This window comes from Paraburkholderia sp. J7, assembly GCF_905220155.1.
GTDB lineage: Bacteria > Pseudomonadota > Gammaproteobacteria > Burkholderiales > Burkholderiaceae > Paraburkholderia.
In genome coordinates this window covers 69,397-86,703 of record NZ_CAJMYZ010000002.1, presented here as the reverse complement: position 1 = coordinate 86,703, position 17,307 = coordinate 69,397, and the positions used below count along the sequence as shown (strand labels likewise).

Annotated in this window: 16 protein-coding genes; 8 read left to right on the top strand and 8 right to left on the bottom strand. The window is 65.2% G+C overall.

All coding sequences use genetic code 11. The features are described 5' to 3' along the window. Window positions 1-67 precede the first annotated feature (67 nt). A complete protein-coding gene (locus U5A58_RS03510) occupies window positions 68-1,171 on the top strand; it encodes an aromatic ring-hydroxylating dioxygenase subunit alpha (protein ID WP_321960303.1) in 1,104 nt (367 codons plus the stop codon). Window positions 1,172-1,181: 10 nt separating this feature from the next. Here the strand turns inward: U5A58_RS03510 and U5A58_RS03505 are convergent, their stop codons facing one another. From U5A58_RS03505 to U5A58_RS03490, 4 genes are all read right to left on the bottom strand, one after another. Beyond that, window positions 1,182-1,589, bottom strand: coding sequence for a DUF1801 domain-containing protein (locus U5A58_RS03505; RefSeq protein WP_321960302.1), 408 nt, complete (start codon window positions 1,587-1,589; stop codon window positions 1,182-1,184). Window positions 1,590-1,658: 69 nt separating this feature from the next. Beyond that, a complete protein-coding gene (locus U5A58_RS03500; protein WP_321960301.1) occupies window positions 1,659-3,059 on the bottom strand; it encodes a CHASE2 domain-containing protein in 1,401 nt (466 codons plus the stop codon). A gap of 86 nt (window positions 3,060-3,145) precedes the next feature. Continuing rightward, window positions 3,146-3,751, bottom strand: a complete 606-nt coding sequence (locus tag U5A58_RS03495) for an OmpA family protein (protein WP_321908571.1) — start codon at window positions 3,749-3,751, stop codon at window positions 3,146-3,148. Between the two features lie 5 nt (window positions 3,752-3,756). Next, window positions 3,757-4,113, bottom strand: a complete 357-nt coding sequence (locus U5A58_RS03490; protein ID WP_321934673.1) for a FecR domain-containing protein — start codon at window positions 4,111-4,113, stop codon at window positions 3,757-3,759. 303 nt (window positions 4,114-4,416) lie between these two features. Between U5A58_RS03490 and U5A58_RS03485 the strand changes: the two genes are divergently transcribed. After that, complete coding sequence (locus tag U5A58_RS03485; RefSeq protein WP_321960300.1) at window positions 4,417-5,685, top strand: MFS transporter; 1,269 nt, start codon at window positions 4,417-4,419, stop codon at window positions 5,683-5,685. A 99-nt stretch (window positions 5,686-5,784) separates the two neighbouring features. Here the strand turns inward: U5A58_RS03485 and U5A58_RS03480 are convergent, their stop codons facing one another. Together U5A58_RS03480 and U5A58_RS03475 are read right to left on the bottom strand one after the other, a co-directional pair. Further along, a complete protein-coding gene (locus U5A58_RS03480; protein WP_321960299.1) occupies window positions 5,785-7,092 on the bottom strand; it encodes an MFS transporter in 1,308 nt (435 codons plus the stop codon). 101 nt (window positions 7,093-7,193) lie between these two features. Next, window positions 7,194-8,276: a tartrate dehydrogenase gene (locus U5A58_RS03475; protein ID WP_321908022.1), complete on the bottom strand. Its 1,083-nt coding sequence runs from the start codon at window positions 8,274-8,276 to the stop codon at window positions 7,194-7,196. 110 nt (window positions 8,277-8,386) lie between these two features. Here U5A58_RS03475 and U5A58_RS03470 point away from each other — a divergent pair, with 110 nt between their 5' ends. Then, window positions 8,387-9,325, top strand: a complete 939-nt coding sequence (locus tag U5A58_RS03470) for a LysR family transcriptional regulator (RefSeq protein WP_321945543.1) — start codon at window positions 8,387-8,389, stop codon at window positions 9,323-9,325. A 7-nt stretch (window positions 9,326-9,332) separates the two neighbouring features. On the opposite strand, the gene U5A58_RS03465 is transcribed toward U5A58_RS03470, so the two are convergent. Beyond that, the gene (locus tag U5A58_RS03465; RefSeq protein WP_321960298.1) at window positions 9,333-10,820 is read right to left on the bottom strand and encodes a PLP-dependent aminotransferase family protein; all 1,488 of its coding nucleotides are present in this window, start codon (window positions 10,818-10,820) and stop codon (window positions 9,333-9,335) included. A gap of 121 nt (window positions 10,821-10,941) precedes the next feature. Between U5A58_RS03465 and U5A58_RS03460 the strand changes: the two genes are divergently transcribed. The 5 genes from U5A58_RS03460 to U5A58_RS03440 all read left to right on the top strand — a co-directional run bounded on the left by U5A58_RS03460 (window position 10,942) and on the right by U5A58_RS03440 (window position 16,873). Beyond that, on the top strand, window positions 10,942-11,580 hold the full coding sequence (locus U5A58_RS03460; protein ID WP_321960297.1) for an FMN-binding negative transcriptional regulator: 639 nt from the start codon (window positions 10,942-10,944) through the stop codon (window positions 11,578-11,580). Between the two features lie 325 nt (window positions 11,581-11,905). Next, a complete protein-coding gene (locus U5A58_RS03455; protein WP_321960296.1) occupies window positions 11,906-12,826 on the top strand; it encodes an SMP-30/gluconolactonase/LRE family protein in 921 nt (306 codons plus the stop codon). Next, window positions 12,823-14,370: an altronate dehydratase family protein gene (locus U5A58_RS03450; RefSeq protein ID WP_321960295.1), complete on the top strand. Its 1,548-nt coding sequence runs from the start codon at window positions 12,823-12,825 to the stop codon at window positions 14,368-14,370. The genes U5A58_RS03455 and U5A58_RS03450 overlap by 4 nt, the downstream gene beginning before the upstream one ends. 71 nt (window positions 14,371-14,441) lie before the next feature. Then, window positions 14,442-15,716 carry an MFS transporter gene (locus U5A58_RS03445; RefSeq protein ID WP_321960294.1) on the top strand — a complete coding sequence of 425 codons (1,275 nt, stop codon included), beginning with the start codon at window positions 14,442-14,444 and terminating at the stop codon, window positions 15,714-15,716. Window positions 15,717-15,757: 41 nt separating this feature from the next. After that, complete coding sequence (locus U5A58_RS03440; RefSeq protein WP_321960293.1) at window positions 15,758-16,873, top strand: malate/lactate/ureidoglycolate dehydrogenase; 1,116 nt, start codon at window positions 15,758-15,760, stop codon at window positions 16,871-16,873. 25 nt (window positions 16,874-16,898) lie between these two features. Here the strand turns inward: U5A58_RS03440 and U5A58_RS03435 are convergent, their stop codons facing one another. Then, window positions 16,899-17,303 (bottom strand): hypothetical protein, encoded by a 405-nt coding sequence (locus U5A58_RS03435; RefSeq protein ID WP_321960292.1) that lies wholly within the window; start codon window positions 17,301-17,303, stop codon window positions 16,899-16,901. Window positions 17,304-17,307: the final 4 nt, after the last annotated feature.

Below are 17,307 nucleotides of genomic sequence, written 5' to 3'. Positions count from 1 at the left end.
GATTTGCCTCCAGCCAGTCTCTTAACGGAACGACGATAACAACGGACTCGACAAGGAGATTCTCCGCATGCGCGCAGTGCCTTTGCCAGATGGTTATACGATCGAGTCACATATGCAGGAACCGCGCGACTTGCGCCGAGTGCCCATTCATCCCGACTACTGGTATCCGCTTGCCTGGTCGCGCGAACTCAAGCCTGGCAAGACGCTGGGTACGCATTTCGCCGGCGAGCCCATTGTGCTCTTTCGCACCGCGTCAGGCGCGGTGTACGCGCTCGAAGACCGCTGCGCGCATCGCCAGGTGCCGCTACATGCGGGCGTGGTGGACGGCGAGTCGCTTCGTTGCGGCTACCACGGCTGGACCTATGATTGTTCGGGCCAATGCGTGGACGTGCCCTACCTTGGCCGGGAGCGCTTGCCCAACGGCGTGCGCGCCTACCCGTGCCGCGAGGCGCACGGCATGATCTTCGTCTTTCCCGGCAACGCCACGCTTGCCGAAGCGCAACCGCTGCCCGTGCTGGATTCGGTCACGGACAAGGCCTACAAGACGCGCCGCTTCGGCCAGGAAGTGAAGTGCCACTACTCGTTCATGCACGAGAATCTGATGGACATGAACCACCAGTTTCTCCACCGCCGCCAGATGGGCCAGATGCGGGCGCGCTCGCTCGGCCGGCGGCGCGGCGAGAAGTCCATCGAAGTGGATTACACGTTCGCGCGCATGGCGGGCAAGCAGCCCGCGGGCGAGGCGCTCGTGTTCGGCGCGAGCAAGAACCGCGCGGACCCGAGCGATCAGAGCGTGATGACCGTTCGCACGGAATATCCGTATCAAACGCTGAAGATCCGGTCGGGCGACGAGTCGCTCCTCATGGACCTGTGGATCGTGTATGTGCCGCTCGACGCGCAGCAGCGCACGAACCGGACCTTCGGACTCCTTTCGGTGAAGCGTCCTGCCGTGCCGTTCCTGCTCGACGCGGCGTGGCCGCTGCTGGTCTGGTTCACGGAGCGCATCTTCAAGGAAGACCGCACGATCGTGGAACTCGAACAGGCGGCGCACGACAACCAGGGCGCCGACTGGAATCACGAAGTCTTTCCCGTCATCAACGAATTGCGCGACCTGCTGCGCGAATGCGGCGAGCGCACCGTGATTCCCATTCGCGAGTTGAGCGAAGTGTGAGGCGCTCGCGTCAGGCGGTTTTGCTGGCGCGCGGCTTCGCGGGCGCTTTTTTCTTCGCCTTGCCCTGGTTGAATTCGATTGCCGCGCGAATGAGCGCCTTCAGCGCGCGCTTGTCGACCTTGTCGCCTTCGAGATAGTCGATGGCGCGCCGCGCGTTGCCCTCGAGCCCGGCGTTGAAGAGCTTGTTCGGGTCGGGCAGGCTCGCGCCGTACAGGAACGTGAGCTTGACCTTGCCTTTGTGCGCGTTGCCCACGGCGATCATGCCGTCCCGATACCACACGGGGCTGCCCATGTATTTCCATTCCTCGACGATCGCCGGGTCGGCTTCGAGAATGGCCTCGCGCATGGCGGTGAAGGTGTCGCGGCGCCAGTCGGTGAGGTCCGCGATTAGCTGGTCAATACGTTCCGATGGGGTCATTCGCGCTCCGTGCCTTGCGTGGCTTCCCGTCGCCGGGCGATCAGGACCGTAATGTAGCACTCGGCAACCTCAGCTGACGTGCGCGCGGCCGGTGCTGGCTGGGATTTGCGCTTCGGGCTCCATGAGGGAGATCGTGAAGAAGCTGCCCATGACAGCGGAAAGAATGATGAAGATCGATGCGGCATCGACAAGGAAGCCGAAATACCGGAACACGAGGAAGCAAACCGAAAGCGTCAACACGTTAAGCGTAACGCCAATGATGGCCGAAGCCTTCGGCACGGTGCGCATGAAGACGGCGAGCCGCGAATCGTTGCGCGGCACATACCAGATGAAGAACAGCCCGACCACGAGGATGAAAGCGCTCTCGCACCAGATCAGCCAGGCCGGGCGCTGCAGGAAACGGCCCTCGAAGATCGTCTCGATCACTTGCGCCTGAATCTCGATGCCGGGCACCAGCTCGCCTAGCGCCGTCGTGCGCATGTCCGTCAAGCCCGTGCCGGTGAGGCCGACGAGAATCAGCTTGTTGCGGATGCGGTTTGCGTCGATCTTGCCTTGCAGCACGTCGCGTGCGGAAACGTAGCGCTGCTGCGTGTGCGCAATCGAGGCGAAATGCAGCCAGATATCGCCATCGGGTTGCGTGGGCACCCGCACATCCGCCACGCCCACGGCGCGCACGCCGGATGGGCCCGCAAACACCTCGATGGCGGGCGAGCCGGTGGCCACGCGCAGCATTTCAACGGGCAGGCTCGGCACGAGCTTGTCGCCAAGACCCAGCACGAGCGGAATGCGCCGCACCGTGCCCTGTTCCTGCGCGACGTTGAGCATGGCCTGGCCGTGGGCCGCGCCTTGCAGTTCGGGCAGGCTTGCGAGCACGTAATTGAAGCGGTGAACGCTCGCGAGCGCGTCCGGGCCGTGCACGAGCACGGGGGCGCTCAGCATGTCGGTGCGCGTGGTGGAGGTCGCGTAATCGAACGCGGCCGCACCGAGAATGGAAGGCGACGCGCGCAACGCGGTCTCTAGAATGCGCTCGTGGCTGGGCAGCGCGCGCAGTTGCGTGGCGAGTGCGACCTCGGAAGCGGGCAGGTTGTCGGCCACGATGCCCGGCGAGGTTTGGTCGGGTTCGGGCATGTAGATATCAAGGCCGATCGCCAGCGGTTTGCCCGCCTCGATCGCATCGACGAGGCCGGCGAGGCGGTTGCGCGGCCAGGGCCATTGGCCGAAGGCTTCGAGCGTCTTGTCGTCGATCTCGACGATGGTCACCGGCTGCGCGGCGGGTACGCGCGGAAAGCGGCGCTGATAGTGGTCGAAAAGAAGCTGGCGCGCCGAACCGAAGGTATCGGGCAATACATTGTCGAGTGTGTCGAGGAAGGCGGGGCGTACCACGTCGCCGGGCCATTCGCTGCACAGGTTGATGAACAAAAGCGTCACGAGCACCGCGAGCGCCCAAGGGCGCCCTTTGCGCGCCCGCATCATGCGTCTCAAGAATGCGATGCATGCGTTGCGGTAGCGTTTCATGGGGATGGGGGCTGACGATGAGCGCCGCGCATCGATACGGATTACTGAACGGTGATGACCGCGCGCCGGTTTGCCTGGTTGGGCACGCCGTCTGCAGTGTGGACGAGTGGCTCGCGTTTGCCCCGGCCGGCAATTTCGATCTGCTGCGCGGGTATGCCGGACTTGACCAGAAACGACGCTACGCTTTGCGCCCTGCGCATGGAGAGCTGGTCGTTGAACGCCTGCGAGCCCGCCATGTCGGTATGGCCGACCACCGTGAGGTGAGGGGCCGGCCACGTTGCCAGCACCTTCTTCAACTCGGCAACCGTGGCCGCCGACTCGGGTGCGAGTTGCGTGGCGGAGTCGAAAACGAAGTTGATCGTGAACGTGCGGGGCCGTGGCGGCTGGGCGGCCAGCAGATCGCCGTACTGCGCCTCCACGGCGGCCTTGTTATCGGCGGTTTCCGCGATGGCGCCGCCTTTCGAAACATCGGCGCGTGTGTAGGCCTTGTCGATGACTTGCGTCTTGCTGCCGCTATGCACGATCACGTTGCCGACGCTGCCGTCCGGATTCGGCAGCAGCGTGATCTTGTCGGGCGTGCTGCATGCAAAGAGGCACAAGCACAGCGTAAGGGCCATGTATCGCGCAAGCCAGTGCCCGGCGTTCATTGTCTTCAATGACCGTTCTCCCCGCTTCCCCCTACCTCGATGATGAATTCGGTGCCCCGCACGCCGAGCGTGGTGGTGGGCGTGCTGTAGCGCACGGCTTCCGGATTGGCCTTCGCGAGCTTGCCGTCGACCACGGCGAGCGAGCCGCGCTTGATGCTCACGTCGAGCGCCCCGTCGTAGGTGGTGGTGTTGAATGCGAACTTGTTGAGATCGAGAACGGAATTGGCGCCCTCGGTCAGCAGTGTGTTGTCGCGCAGCGTGATCCCAACGGCGGATGCGGGGCCGGTCGTGACACGGTCGCTCGCGAACACCTCGCTGCCGACCGCCACGCTGACCGGTTGGCTTGCGCGCTCGATTTGCACCGAGCCTTTGATCGTCTTGACTATGCCAATTGCATCGGCTGCGTGCGCGTCGAATGCTGGCGGGCACCCGCAGGCGAGAAGCAAGGCATATTGGATGGCTTGGCTGCGCACTGGCGATACCGTTTGGAGAAACGAACGTGAGGGCTAGCGCCGGGCCTCTCGGGCACCTGGCGAGCATAGCGATCGAGCGCGGCCCGTTCCGTGCGCTAGCGTACATAGTGCAATCGCGCTGAAGGTGCGCCAGAATCGGCAAATCGGGTCCGGCTCGCGCCGGACGAACAGCGCGCCCCGGCACTCACATCCATGCCGACACCGACCCACGCGAGACCGCACGGACTGGACCGACCGCATGCCGCAGCGCAGACATGGGCGCTCGCGGTGGCGCAACTCGTTTCGTGGGGGACGATCTACTACGCGTTCCCGCTTTTCGTCGTGCCCATGGAAGGCGCGATGGGCTGGAGCCGCACGGCGACGAACGCCGCGCTCTCAACAGGTTTGCTGGTCTCGGGGTTCGCGGCCTACCCGGTCGGCACGTTGATCGACCGCGGCTATGGCCGGCGCGTCATGGCGGGCGGCACGCTGCTCGCATCGTCGATGCTCGTGCTGTGGGCGCAGGCGCGCAGTCTGCCGGCGCTCTTTGCCGTGTGGTGCGGCTTGGGCGTAGCCATTGCGGCGACGCTCTACGACCCGGTGTTTGCGGTCGTGACGCGCGACTTCCCGCGCAGCTATGCAAGGAGAATCACGCTCATCACGCTTGTGGCGGGTTTCGCGAGCACGGTGTTCATTCCGCTCACGCAAGGCTTGATCGTCTCGTTCGGCTGGCGGGGCGCGCTGCTCGCGCTTGCGCTCGTTAATCTGCTCGTCTGCTTGCCGGTGCACGCATTCGTGATTCATCGCGGCGAGCCGGATGCGGACACCGCGACGCAGGAACGCGCCCGCGAAGTGAGCCGCGCCTCGGCGCGCAACGCCTTGCGCTCGCCCGTATTCTGGGCGCTGGCCGTTTGCTTCACGGCGTATTACTCCACCTTCGTCGCGCTCACCTTTCATCTGATCCCGTTGATGCACGAGCGTGACGTTGCGGGCGCAACGACCATTGTCACCATGGCGGCGATCGGGCCGGCACAGGTGCTGGCGCGGGTCCTGTGGTTCGCCGTCGGCAGGCGCGCGCCACCGGGGCGTGTCGCCGTTGTGGTGACGACTGCGTTCCCGTGCTCCGTCGTGATCCTGATGGGTGCGGGGAAGTCGGCTGCGTGGTTGATGCTGTTCGCCATCGTCTACGGCGGCGCCAACGGCATGATGACGATCCTGCGCGGGATGCTCGTGCAGACGCTGCTGGGAACCGAAGGCTACGGCGCGGTGAGCGGCCTGCTCTCGATGCCTGCGAACATCGCCAAAGGCATTGCGCCTATCGCGGGCGCAGCGATCTGGGCGATACGCGGCAGCTACGTACCGGTGGAGTGGGCCGTGCTGATCGTCTCGTTGATATCGATGGCGGCTTGTGTGGTTGCGGTGCGCATGGCCACGCCCCGCGTCGCCGATACAGAATCTGCCGCAGCGGGTCGGCGGAGATAGCGCGCGCCGCCGCTAATGCCAACCCTGTTATCGGCTTATCGCGCTCGCGCGGAGCATGGCAGCATGCGCCTGTATTGCCACAAGCTCCGCGCGGCCCCTTCAGTGATCGTGCCTCACCTGCGCCATGACCGGCTGGCTTGCTTTGCGGCTCAGCATCAACGTGACCACCGCGGAAAGCGCGAGCGTCGCGCCAACGACATACAAGCCCGCGGCATAACCCCCCGTCTGAGTTTTCAGCCAGCCAATCACGGCGGGCCCCACGAAGCCGCCGAGATTGCCGATCGAATTGATCATGGCGATCCCCGCCGCTGCTCCAGCGCCAGAGAGAAACATGCTGGGCATGGCCCAGAGCGGCGCCTTCGCGGCGCTGATGCCGATATTGACCACCACGAGCGCCAGCACGATCATCAGCGCGGTGCTGGCTTGCCCCGCGAAGATGAAGCCCACGCAAGCGAGCACGCAAGGGACGACGACGTGCCAGGTGCGCTCCGCCGTGCGGTCGGAGTGCCGCGCCCACAGAATCATCGCGACGACCGCCACGATGCTCGGAATGGCATTGAGCAGTCCGGTCTCGAGCGAACTGAAACCATATTGCCGGATGATGAGCGGCGCCCACAGCCCCAGCGTGTAAAGGCCCGCCGAGGTGCCGAAGTAGATCAGCGCGAGCGCCAGCACGCGCGGGTCGCGCAGGGCGCTCAGCGCGCCTGCCGTGTGGCCGGTGTGGTTCTCTCTCTCGCGCGCTTCCTCGACGAGCTTCGCCATGAGCCAGTCGCGTTCTTGCGGCTTCAGCCAGCGCGCTTTGGCAGGCGCATCGGTGAGAACCTTCAGGACCACGAAACCCAGCAGCACGGCGGGAATTGCTTCGATCACATAGAGCAGTTGCCAGTTGGCGAGCCCGAACGTGCGCGGCAATTGCATGAGCGCGCCTGAAATGGGCGAGCCGAGCGCAGTCGAGATCGGCGCGGCTGCCATGAACCATGCCGCGGCTGCCGCGCGTTGCTTGCCCGGAAACCAGAGGCTGAGATAGAGAATGATGCCGGGGAAGAAGCCCGCTTCCGCCACGCCCAGCAAAAAGCGCAGTACATAGAAGCTTGTGGGCCCGGTCACGAATGCGGAGGCCGCCGAGACGATGCCCCATGTGACCATGACGCGCGCGATCCAGATGCGCGCGCCCACGCGGTGCAAGATCAGGTTCGAAGGCACTTCGAACAGAAAGTAGCCGATGAAGAAGAGCCCGCCGCCGAGACCGAAGGCCGTAGGCGAAAGGCCAATCGCCTTATTCATCGTCATTGCCGCGAAGCCCACGTTGACCCGGTCGAGAAAGCTCACGAAGTAGAGCAGCATGACGAACGGGATGATGCGCCACATGAGTTTGCGCGTGACAATTGCTTCGGTATCCGAATTCATGTGTCTCCTCCTTGGAGGGTTGACGGAGGCGTGCGGGTATTTTTTGTGTTACGCCCCCGTGTCTGCTTGATTTGACGGCGCGGTAGCGCTCAGGCCTGCATTCAGGCAGCGACGGCTGCCTTCTCGACGAGTTCGCACACCGCGGCCGTGACCTGCGCGGTGGTCGCCTTGCCGCCAAGATCGCCCGTGTGCAGCGCGGGGTTGGCCGTCACGGTCTCGATGGCCTGCATCACATGAGCGGCGGCTTCGGTTTCGCCGAGGTGTTCGAGCAGCATCACGACCGACCAGAACGTGCCGATCGGATTGGCGAGCCCCTTGCCCATGATGTCGAAGGCGGAGCCGTGGATTGGCTCGAACATCGACGGGTAGCGGCGCTCGGGATCGATGTTGCCCGTAGGCGCAATGCCCAGGCTGCCCGCGAGCGCGGCGGCGAGGTCGCTGAGAATGTCGGCATGCAGGTTGGTCGCGACGATCGTGTCGAGCGAGGCGGGACGGTTGACCATGCGCGCCGTGGCGGCGTCCACCAGCTCCTTGTCCCACTTCACGTCCGGGAATTCCTTCGAGACTTGCTGCGCAATCTCGTCCCACATGACCATGGCGTGGCGCTGCGCGTTGCTCTTGGTGATGACCGTGAGCAGCTTGCGAGGGCGCGACTGCGCGAGCCGGAACGCAAAGCGCAGGATGCGTTCGACGCCGGCGCGCGTGAGGATCGAGACATCGGTTGCGGCTTCGAGCGGATGGCCCTGGTGCACGCGGCCGCCCACGCCCGAGTATTCGCCTTCGGAGTTTTCGCGCACGATCACCCAGTTGAGGTCCTCGGGCTTGCAGCGCTTCAAAGGCGCGTCGATGCCGGGCAGGATGCGCGTGGGGCGCACGTTGGCATACTGGTCGAAGCCCTGGCAGATCTTCAGGCGCAGGCCCCACAGTGTGATGTGATCGGGTACGTCGGGGTCGCCCGCGGAGCCGAACAGAATGGCGTCCTTGTTGCGAATGGCGTCGAGGCCATCGGCGGGCATCATCACGCCGTGCTGGCGGTAATAGTCGGCGCCCCAGTCGAAGTTCTCGAACTCGAACGCGAAGCGCTGCGTGGTTTTCGCAAGCGCTTCCAGCACCTCCTTGCCTGCGGGCACGACTTCCTTGCCAATGCCGTCGCCGGGAATGGTTGCGATGCGATAGGTCTTCATGTCTCGTTCCTTTGGAATGTGGCCAGTGTGGGTGCACTTTACCCAACTCCTGGTTCAAAAACCGGTGCTAGACTCAAAGCATCATTAACCTGAATTCACAAGTGGTGACCGTGACCGACACCGTTCTGCCCGCCGATCTCGGCTTTTTCTCCACGCTCGCTTCCTCGGGCAGCCTGAGCGCCGCCGCACGAGAATTGGGCCTCACGCCCGCTGCCGTGAGCAAGCGGCTCGCGCAAATGGAAGAGCGCGCCGGCGTGCCGCTCGTGAACCGCACGACGCGCCGCATGATGCTCACGCCCGAAGGCGAGGTGTACCTGGAGCATGCGCGGCGCATTCTCGACGAGATCGACGAACTGGGTGAACTGCTGGGTGGCTCGAAGAAGCACCCCAAGGGCTTGCTGCGCGTGAACGCCACGCTCGGCTTTGGGCGCAGCCACATCGGGCCGGCGCTTTCGCGTTTCGTCGCGCAGTATCCGCAGGTTTCCGTGCAGCTTCAGCTTTCGGTCATGCCGCCGCCGCTCACGGAGGATTCGTACGATGTCTGCATCCGCTTTGGCGAGCCGCCGGATACGCGCGTGATCGCCCGGCGTCTCGCGGCGAACCGGCGTTTGCTCTGCGCTTCGCCCGCCTATCTCGCGAACCGGGGCACGCCCGCCACGCCGCACGACCTCGCGAAGCACAACTGCATCAGCATTCGCCAGGGCGACGAAGCGTATGGCGTGTGGCGGCTTTCGAACGAGCGCGGCAATACGCGCAAATCGGAAGCCATCCGGATCAATGGCAACCTCACGACCAACGACGGCGAGATTGCGGTGAAGTGGGCGCTGGACGGGCACGGCATTCTGATGCGCGCGGAATGGGATATCAACGAATATCTCGCGGACGGGCGGCTCGTGGTCGTGCTGCCCGAATATGAAACGCCGGGCGCGGACATCTACGCCGTGTATGCGCAGCGGCATCAGCTTTCTACGCGGATTCGGGCGTTTGTCGACTTTCTCGCCATCGAACTCAGCAAGTCGCAGCGATATCCAGTAGCCCGAAATACTTGATCTCGCCTTATCTCGCCACTGAGGCGATCACGGCGGCAAGACGATGCGCAGCCGCTTTCATTTGAGCGGTGCTAAAGCCGCCAAAGCCGAGGATCAGCCCCGGGCGCGCCGTGCCCGCTGCGAACATGGGCGACGCCGCGCGCACCGCGACGCCCGCATCGGCGGCGAGCCGGACTACGCGGTGATCGTCGAGTCCCGCTGCAAGCCAGAGCACGAGATGCATGCCCTGATCGCCGGGCTCGATCCACGCCAGATTCCGGGGCAATAGCGCTTCGAGGGTCTCGATCAGGCTGAGCCGCTGCTCCGCATAGACGTTGCGAACCTTGCGCACGTGCCGCTCCAGGTGCCCCTCGGTCATGAAGGCGGCCAGAACGTGTTGATCGGCAGTGGGCGGATGGCGGTCTACGAGCACGCGCGCGCCGCAGAACGCATCGACGAGATTGGGCGGCACGACGACATAGCCCAGCCGCAGTGATGGAAAGAGGATCTTGCTGAAGGTGCCGAGATACACCACGCGATCCGGCGCGAGCCCCTGCAGTGCCGGAAACGGATAGCCCTCGTAGCGCAACTCGCTGTCGTAGTCGTCCTCGACGATCCACGCACGGGTCGAGCGCGCCCACGCGAGCAACGCCGCGCGCCGCGCCATGCTCAGCGGCATGCCGAGCGGATATTGATGCGAGGGCGTGACGAATGCCACGCGCGCTTTCGGCGCCATGCGTATGCCCGCCTCGACGTCGAGACCTTCGGCATCCACGGGCACGCGGACCATGGCGTCGCGGTAGGGCAGGCTCTCGAGTATGGCGGTGACGCCACGGTAGGCCGGGTTCTCGACCCATGCCTGGTCACGCGGCCCGAGCAGCACCTGGCTGGCGAGAAAGAGGCCCTGCTGGGTGCCGTTCGTGACGATGACCTGATCCGCATCGCAGCGCACCGAGCGGGACTTGCGCACATAGTCGGCGATGGCTTCGCGCAGCGCCCGCGCGCCAAGCGGATCGGCATAACCGGTTGGCGAGGCCGGACCGCGCGCGCGCAAGCGGTTGCCGAGCCGGCGCCAGATATCGCCTGGCGCGGTAAGGCCCGTTGGCACCGAAATGGCAAACGGCACCGGAGGAAGCGGCTTGAACTCACGTCCGATTCTGGCGAACGCTTCGGCGCGTTCCGGCAGCCCGGCTTCTTCCGCATGGCGCGAAGCTGCGCGGGGCTCGCGCGCGGGCGGCGGCTCGGCCAGCGCGAGCGCCACGCGCGTGCCGGCTCCCGCTTTCGATTCCAGGAAGCCTTCGGCGATCAATTGCTCGTACGCCTCGACCACCGTGCCGCGCGCGATCTGGAGCGAAGCGGCGAGCGAGCGCGTGGAAGGCAACGCGTCGGCGGGCCTCAAGTCCCCTTTGCGCACCGCTTCGCGCAGCGCCTCGGCCACCTGGCGGCTGAGATTGCCCGCCTCACGGTCCAGCGTGCCGAACGATGGCATTTCCGCGGCCTGCGCTGTTCTCGGCATGATTCTGGTTCACTGGAATTTAAATAAACTGGATCTATAGAATAAACCACTTTTGGGGCAGACTTGGCTGTGTGGCAGCGTCGGCCACGCTACCATTCACCTTACAAGCAGGGACACCCGCATGTACGTACCAGCCCATTTCGCCGAAAACCGCAAGGACGCCCTGCACGATTGCATTGCCCAACATCCGTTCGGCACGTTGGTCACGCACGGAGCAAGCGGGCTCGACGCCAATCACATTCCCTTCGAACTCGCGGCGGGCGAAGGCGAGCTGGGCATCTTGCGCGCGCACGTCGCGCGGGCCAATCCGGTTTGGCAGGACGTGGCCAACGGCGACGAAGTGCTCGTGATCTTCCGCGCGGGCGACGCGTATATCTCGCCGAACTGGTATCCGAGCAAGCACGAAGCACACAAGCAGGTGCCGACCTGGAATTACGTGGTCGTTCACGCGCATGGGCGCATCAGGATTCTCGACGACGAGCGCTACGTGCGCGGCGTGGTTGGCCGCTTGACGCGCACGCACGAAGCCACGCAGCCCAAGCCCTGGAAGATGGCCGACGCGCCCAAGGACTATACGGACACGCTCGTGAAGCTGATCGTTGGCGTGGAGATCGAGATCACGCGTCTCGTCGGCAAGAGCAAGCTCAGCCAGAACAAGGAAGAGCGCGATATTCGCGGCGCGGGCGAAGCGCTCATATCGAGCGGCGAGTCGCCCATTGGCGACGCCATGCTCGCCGCTGCCGACGAAAAGGCGCGATAACGACTACCGGGCACACAACAGAGGGCCGCGCCATGCAACGGGTGCGGTTCGCTGCAGGCGCAACATTTCCGAGGCACCGCCATACCGGTCCCGAGTTCATCTACGCGCTCGAAGGCGAGGCGGTGCAAAACGGCTGGCGGCCGCCCGCGCGCTGCACGGTTGTCGCCGCGCGGGCCGATGAGCAAACGCGGGTAAACCACATTCCAGGCGCTTGAAGAAAATCTTCACAGGCCTATTCAACTAGTATTTAATAAACCGGCGCGGCAGTGAGCGACGGGTCACGCGCGTCGCCGTGACCTGACCCTGACGGTACGAGGCCGGAACGATGAATCCCCACGAATACGAAATCCACGATGCGCGCTTTCGCATGCTGCTGCAGCCCAACGCGCAGTTCGAGAAGCTCGCGGGCGGCTGCATGTGGGCGGAAGGGCCGGTGTGGTTTCCCGCCGGCGACTTTCTTGTCTGGAGCGACATCCCCAACAACCGCATGATGCGCTGGGTGCCCGGCATCGGCACCGGCGTGTTTCGCGCGAACTCGAATTTCAGCAACGGCAATACGCTCGACCGGGAATGCCGGCTCGTGACGTGCGAGCACGGTACGCGCCGTGTCACGCGCACGGAGCACGACGGGCGCATCACCGTGATCGCCGATCGCTTTGAAGGCCACCGGCTGAATTCGCCCAACGACGTGATCGTGCAGTCGGACGGCTCGATCTGGTTCACGGACCCCGACTACGGCATTCTCGGCGACTACGAGGGCTTTCGCGCGCCGAGCGAGATCGGCGGCTGCCACGTGTATCGCGTGACGCCCGACACGGGCGTGGTGCAGCGCATGGCCGACGACTTCACGAAGCCCAACGGCCTCGCATTCTCGCCGGATGAATCGCGGCTTTATGTGGCCGACTCGGGCGCGTCGCATATCGAGAACGGCCCGCATCACATCCGCGTATTCGACGTGGACGCGCAAGGCAGGTTGCACAACGGCCGGGTGTTCGCGGAAGTCGCGCCCGGCGTGCCCGACGGCATGCGCGTGGACGAGCACGGCAATGTCTGGACGAGCGCGGGGGACGGCATCCACTGCTATGCGCCCGATGCCACGCTGCTCGGCAAGATCCTCGTGCCGGAAACGGTCGCGAATCTCGTGTTCGGCGGCCCGAACCGCAATCGTCTTTTCATCGCGGCCAACACCTCGCTGTACTCGCTTTACGTAGGCGTGCGCGGCGCTTCCCAGGGAGACCGGCTATGACACTTCTCGACCCCGCTCAGCTTTCGGCCGCGCTCATTCTTCTCGACCGGCGCGACGACGTTGCCATCGCGCGCGGGCAGTTGATGCCAGGCTCGGTACTCTATGGCGACCACACGGTCGCGGGCATGATTCCGCCGGGCCACAAGGTCGCGCTGCGCGATATCGAGCAAGGCGAACCGGTGCGCCGCTATGGGCAGATCATCGGCTTCGCGAGCCGGCCGATCCGCCGTGGCGAACACGTGCATACCCAGAATCTCTCGATGGGCGATTTCGAGCGCGACTACGCATTCGGCGTGGACGCGCACGACACGCCCGCCGCTGCGCAGCCTGCGACGTTCCTCGGCATCCGGCGCGCGGATGGCCGCGTCGCCACGCGCAATTACATAGGCATCCTGACGTCGGTGAACTGTTCGGCCACGGTTGCGCGCGCGATAGCCGACCACTTCCGCCGCGATATCCACCCCGAAGCGCTCGAAGCGTTCCCTAACGTGGATGGCGTGGTGGCGCTCACGCACGGCGAAGGGTGTGCGCTCGCGGCGGAGGGCGAGCCCATTACGGTGCTGCGCCGTACGCTCGCGGGCTATGCGCGTCACGCGAACTTCTATGCAGTGCTGATCGTTGGTCTTGGCTGCGAGACGAACCAGATCGACGGTCTCGTGGAAGCCGAGCAACTGGAGCGCGGCGCGCGCCTCTCGACCATGACGATCCAGCAAACGGGCGGCACTGCGCGCACGGTTGCAGCGGGTATCGACCAGGTGCGCGCGCTGCTGCCCGATGCGAATCGCGTGAAGCGCGAGCCGGTGGAGGCGCGTCATCTGATGGTTGGCCTGCAGTGCGGCGGCTCGGACGGCTACTCCGGCATTTCCGCGAATCCGGCGCTCGGCGCAGCCGTAGACAGACTGGTCATGCACGGCGGCACGGCCATTCTCTCCGAAACGCCCGAGATCTACGGCGCCGAACATTTGCTCACACGGCGTGCGGCGTCGCGCGAAGTGGGCGAAAAGCTCGTGGCGCGCATCCGCTGGTGGGAAGCCTATTGCGCGCGCATGGAAGCGAACATGAACAACAATCCTTCTGCCGGCAACAAGGCGGGCGGCCTCACGACGATTCTCGAAAAGTCCCTCGGCGCGGTGGCGAAAGGCGGCACGACACGGCTCGTCGAAGCCTACGAGTATGCGCAGCCCGTGCATGCGCGGGGGCTCGTGTTCATGGACACGCCCGGCTACGACCCTGTGTCCGCCACGGGCCAGGTGGCGGGCGGCGCCAATCTGATCTGCTTCACGACGGGCCGAGGCTCCGCTTACGGCTGCGCGCCTTCGCCCTCGCTCAAGCTCGGCACGAACAGCGCGCTGTGGCGGCGCCAGGAAGAGGACATCGACCTGAACTGCGGCCGCATTCTGGACGGCGAGCAAAGCGTGGACGAGGCGGGCGCCGCGATCTTCGAGCTGATGCTCGCGACGGCCTCCGGGCAGCGCACGAAGAGCGAGCTGCATGGCTATGGCCAGAATGAATTCGTGCCCTGGCATCTGGGGGCGGTCATGTAGCGCGGGAGCGATTCGGACAGGCGCCGCAACTCGATGGGGTCACGACGCCGCATTCAGAAGGAGTGCTTTTCATGAAGGAAAAGTCGCGCTGGCTGGTCATTTTCTTCTGTTTCCTGGCGATTGCAGTGAACTACATCGACCGCGCCAATCTCGCGGTCGCAGCACCCCACATCATGAAGGACCTCGGTATTGGTCCTGCCGCCATGGGGCTGCTGCTAAGCGGCTTCTTCTGGACTTACGCGGTAATGCAGCTGCCCTACGGCTGGTTCGTCGACCGGGCCGGCGCGCGCATCGCGTTGCCGTTCGCCGTGGGCTGGTGGTCGGTGTTTACCGCGGCCACCGCGGTCGCGGGCGGCTTCGCTGCCATGTTCGGCTGCCGGCTCATGCTCGGCGCGGGTGAGGCCGGCGCGTACCCGTCGTGCGCGAAGCTCGTTAGCCAGTGGTTTTCGCGCGAAGAACGCGCGCTCGCCACGAGCATTTTCGATAGCGGCTCGCGCGTGGGCTCCGCGCTGTCGCTGCCGCTCGTTGCCGCGATCATGGCCGCGTGGGGCTGGAAGGCTTCATTTGTGATTACCGGCGCGCTCGGTTTCGTGTGGATCGTGGGCTGGCTCGTGATGTATCGGGAGCCTGAGGCGCGCGCCGCACTCGATCAGCCGCGCGCCCCCGTGCCGGCCGCCGCCTCGATCCGCTGGAGCGGGTTGTTCCGCTATCGCACCGTGTGGGGCATGATGCTGGGCTTCTTCTGCCTGAACTTCGTCATCTACTTCTTCATTACGTGGTTTCCGAGCTATCTCGTGCAAGCGCGCGGCTTCTCGCTCAAGTCGCTTGGCACGCTCGGCACCTTGCCCGCCATTGCCTCGATCCCCGGCGGCTGGCTGGGCGGCTGGCTTTCCGACACGCTGGTCAAGCGCGGCTGGAGCCTGACGGCCGCGCGCAAGACCTGCATCGTCGGCGGCATGCTGCTTTCGTCCGTGATCACGCTCACCGGCGTTGTTCAGGATGTCTATCTAATGCTCGCGCTCTTCGCGATTGCTTATGGGAGCCTCGCGGCCGCCGCAGCCAGCATCTGGTCGCTGCCTGCCGACATCGCGCCCACGCCGCGGCACGTCGCCTCGCTGGCGGGCATCCAGAACTTCGCGTCGAATCTCGCGGGCATCGCGCTTACGACGTTTACAGGCGTGATGTTGCAGCTCACGCGCGGCTCTTTCACGATTCCGCTCGTTGTCGCCGGTGGGTTTTGCGTGCTCGGCGCAGTGAGCTATCTTGTGATTGTCGGGCGTGTCGAGCCGCTGCAGGCACCCGAGGCCAAGGGTGTCGACGAGTCGGCCTACGCGCCGCGCGCCTGAGCGCCGCCTCTTGTTCCGCTGCCATACACAGGGTCACGTACATGTCGAATTCCACTGCTGCGAAAGGTTCAGAAGTCGTTGTCGATGCTCGCGCGCTGCATGCTTTCGTCGTCGCCATCTGGCGCGCGGCCGGCAGCGAGGCGCGCGAGGCGACGCTCGTTGCCGACCATCTCGTCGAAGCGAATCTCGCGGGGCACGACTCGCACGGCGTGGGCATGATCCCGCGCTATATGCTGGCGTGCCGCGAAGGCGAACTGAAACTCAACGCGCACGCGCAAGTCGCGCGCGACGCGGGCGCGGTGCTCACAATCGAAGCAGGGCGCGGCTTCGGGCAAGTCACGGCGTTCGAAGCGATGGAGCACGGCATCGAGCGTGCGAAGTCGCTCGGCGTGTGCGCGCTCGGTCTGCGCAATGCCCATCACATCGGACGTATCGGGCACTGGGCGGAGCAATGCGCGCGCTCCGGGCTCGTGTCGTTCCACTTCGTCAACGTCGCGGGCGATCCGCTTGTCGCGCCGTTCGGCGGCATCGACCGGCGCTTCGGCACCAATCCGTTTTGTGCGGCGTTTCCGCTCGAGGGCCGCTCGCCGCTGGTGCTCGACTTCGCCACGAGCGCGATTGCCGCGGGCAAAGTGCGCGTGGCCTACAACAAGGGCGTGGATGTGCCAGCCGACGCGTTGATCGACAGCGACGGCCGCCCCACGCGCGACCCCGGCGCGCTCTTTAGCGATACCCAGCATGGCGCGCTGCGCGCGTTCGGCGGCGCGGTGGCGGGGCACAAGGGTTCGGGGCTTGCCGCGATGTGCGAGATTCTGGCCGGTGCGCTCTCGGGCGGCTTCACGACGCGCGAGCAAACCATCGTCTCCACGCACGCGATCGTCAATTGCATGATGTCGGTGATCGTCGATCCGGCGGCGTTCGACGCGCCCTCGCGCGAGGACGAAGCGCTCGCATTCGTCGAATGGCTAAAGGCCACGCGGCGCGCGGCGGGTGTCGATGAGATCCTGCTGCCCGGCGAGCGCGAGGACGCGACACGGCGTGCGCGCGAGGCGCACGGCATTCCCGTGGATGCGACGAGCTGGGCGCAGATCGTCGATGCCGCGCGCATGGCGGGCGTGACGGATGCGGAAATCGCGGCGTGCGAGCAACCCGGCTAACTGCGACGCGCCAACTACCTGCCGCTCACTCGTCGCACTTCACCTCGCTCTTGGGCGCGACGATGATCACGGGGTAGGTGCCGCGGTCGAGTTCCACGCGCACGACGACAGCGGTGGTAGCCGGGTCGCTATCGTCGTACACGCTCACCTTCTCGTTCTTCAATAACGTGACGCCCGTGCAGCCGGACGCGTGGCTGTCGTCGTCGGCGATCTTGCATTGGATCTCGTTTTCCTTGAGGTAGCGAATGCGGTCGCGGTCGGGCGTGGCCAGATAGTCGCGCACGCTTTGCGCCGAGCCTGCAACGCCCGTGACATAGCCGATCGCGCAATCGCGCTTCGAATTCGAAGCGCCCGACGACGTTTGGGCAAGGGCGGGAACGGCGGCCAGAGCGATGGCAGCGAGGGCGCACGAGAGGGTGAGGCACTTCATGGGT

Excerpts from the sequence above, each read along its gene's own strand:
- U5A58_RS03510 (WP_321960303.1), top strand. The coding sequence starts at position 68 with ATGCGCGCAGTGCCTTTGCCAGATGGTTATACGATCGAGTCACATATG.
- U5A58_RS03505 (WP_321960302.1), bottom strand. The coding sequence starts at position 1,589 with ATGACCCCATCGGAACGTATTGACCAGCTAATCGCGGACCTCACCGAC.
- U5A58_RS03500 (WP_321960301.1), bottom strand. The coding sequence starts at position 3,059 with ATGCGGGCGCGCAAAGGGCGCCCTTGGGCGCTCGCGGTGCTCGTGACG.
- U5A58_RS03495 (WP_321908571.1), bottom strand. The coding sequence starts at position 3,751 with ATGAACGCCGGGCACTGGCTTGCGCGATACATGGCCCTTACGCTGTGC.
- U5A58_RS03485 (WP_321960300.1), top strand. The coding sequence starts at position 4,417 with ATGCCGACACCGACCCACGCGAGACCGCACGGACTGGACCGACCGCAT.
- U5A58_RS03480 (WP_321960299.1), bottom strand. The coding sequence starts at position 7,092 with ATGAATTCGGATACCGAAGCAATTGTCACGCGCAAACTCATGTGGCGC.
- U5A58_RS03475 (WP_321908022.1), bottom strand. The coding sequence starts at position 8,276 with ATGAAGACCTATCGCATCGCAACCATTCCCGGCGACGGCATTGGCAAG.
- U5A58_RS03465 (WP_321960298.1), bottom strand. The coding sequence starts at position 10,820 with ATGCCGAGAACAGCGCAGGCCGCGGAAATGCCATCGTTCGGCACGCTG.
- U5A58_RS03460 (WP_321960297.1), top strand. The coding sequence starts at position 10,942 with ATGTACGTACCAGCCCATTTCGCCGAAAACCGCAAGGACGCCCTGCAC.
- U5A58_RS03455 (WP_321960296.1), top strand. The coding sequence starts at position 11,906 with ATGAATCCCCACGAATACGAAATCCACGATGCGCGCTTTCGCATGCTG.
- U5A58_RS03450 (WP_321960295.1), top strand. The coding sequence starts at position 12,823 with ATGACACTTCTCGACCCCGCTCAGCTTTCGGCCGCGCTCATTCTTCTC.
- U5A58_RS03445 (WP_321960294.1), top strand. The coding sequence starts at position 14,442 with ATGAAGGAAAAGTCGCGCTGGCTGGTCATTTTCTTCTGTTTCCTGGCG.
- U5A58_RS03440 (WP_321960293.1), top strand. The coding sequence starts at position 15,758 with ATGTCGAATTCCACTGCTGCGAAAGGTTCAGAAGTCGTTGTCGATGCT.
- U5A58_RS03435 (WP_321960292.1), bottom strand. The coding sequence starts at position 17,303 with ATGAAGTGCCTCACCCTCTCGTGCGCCCTCGCTGCCATCGCTCTGGCC.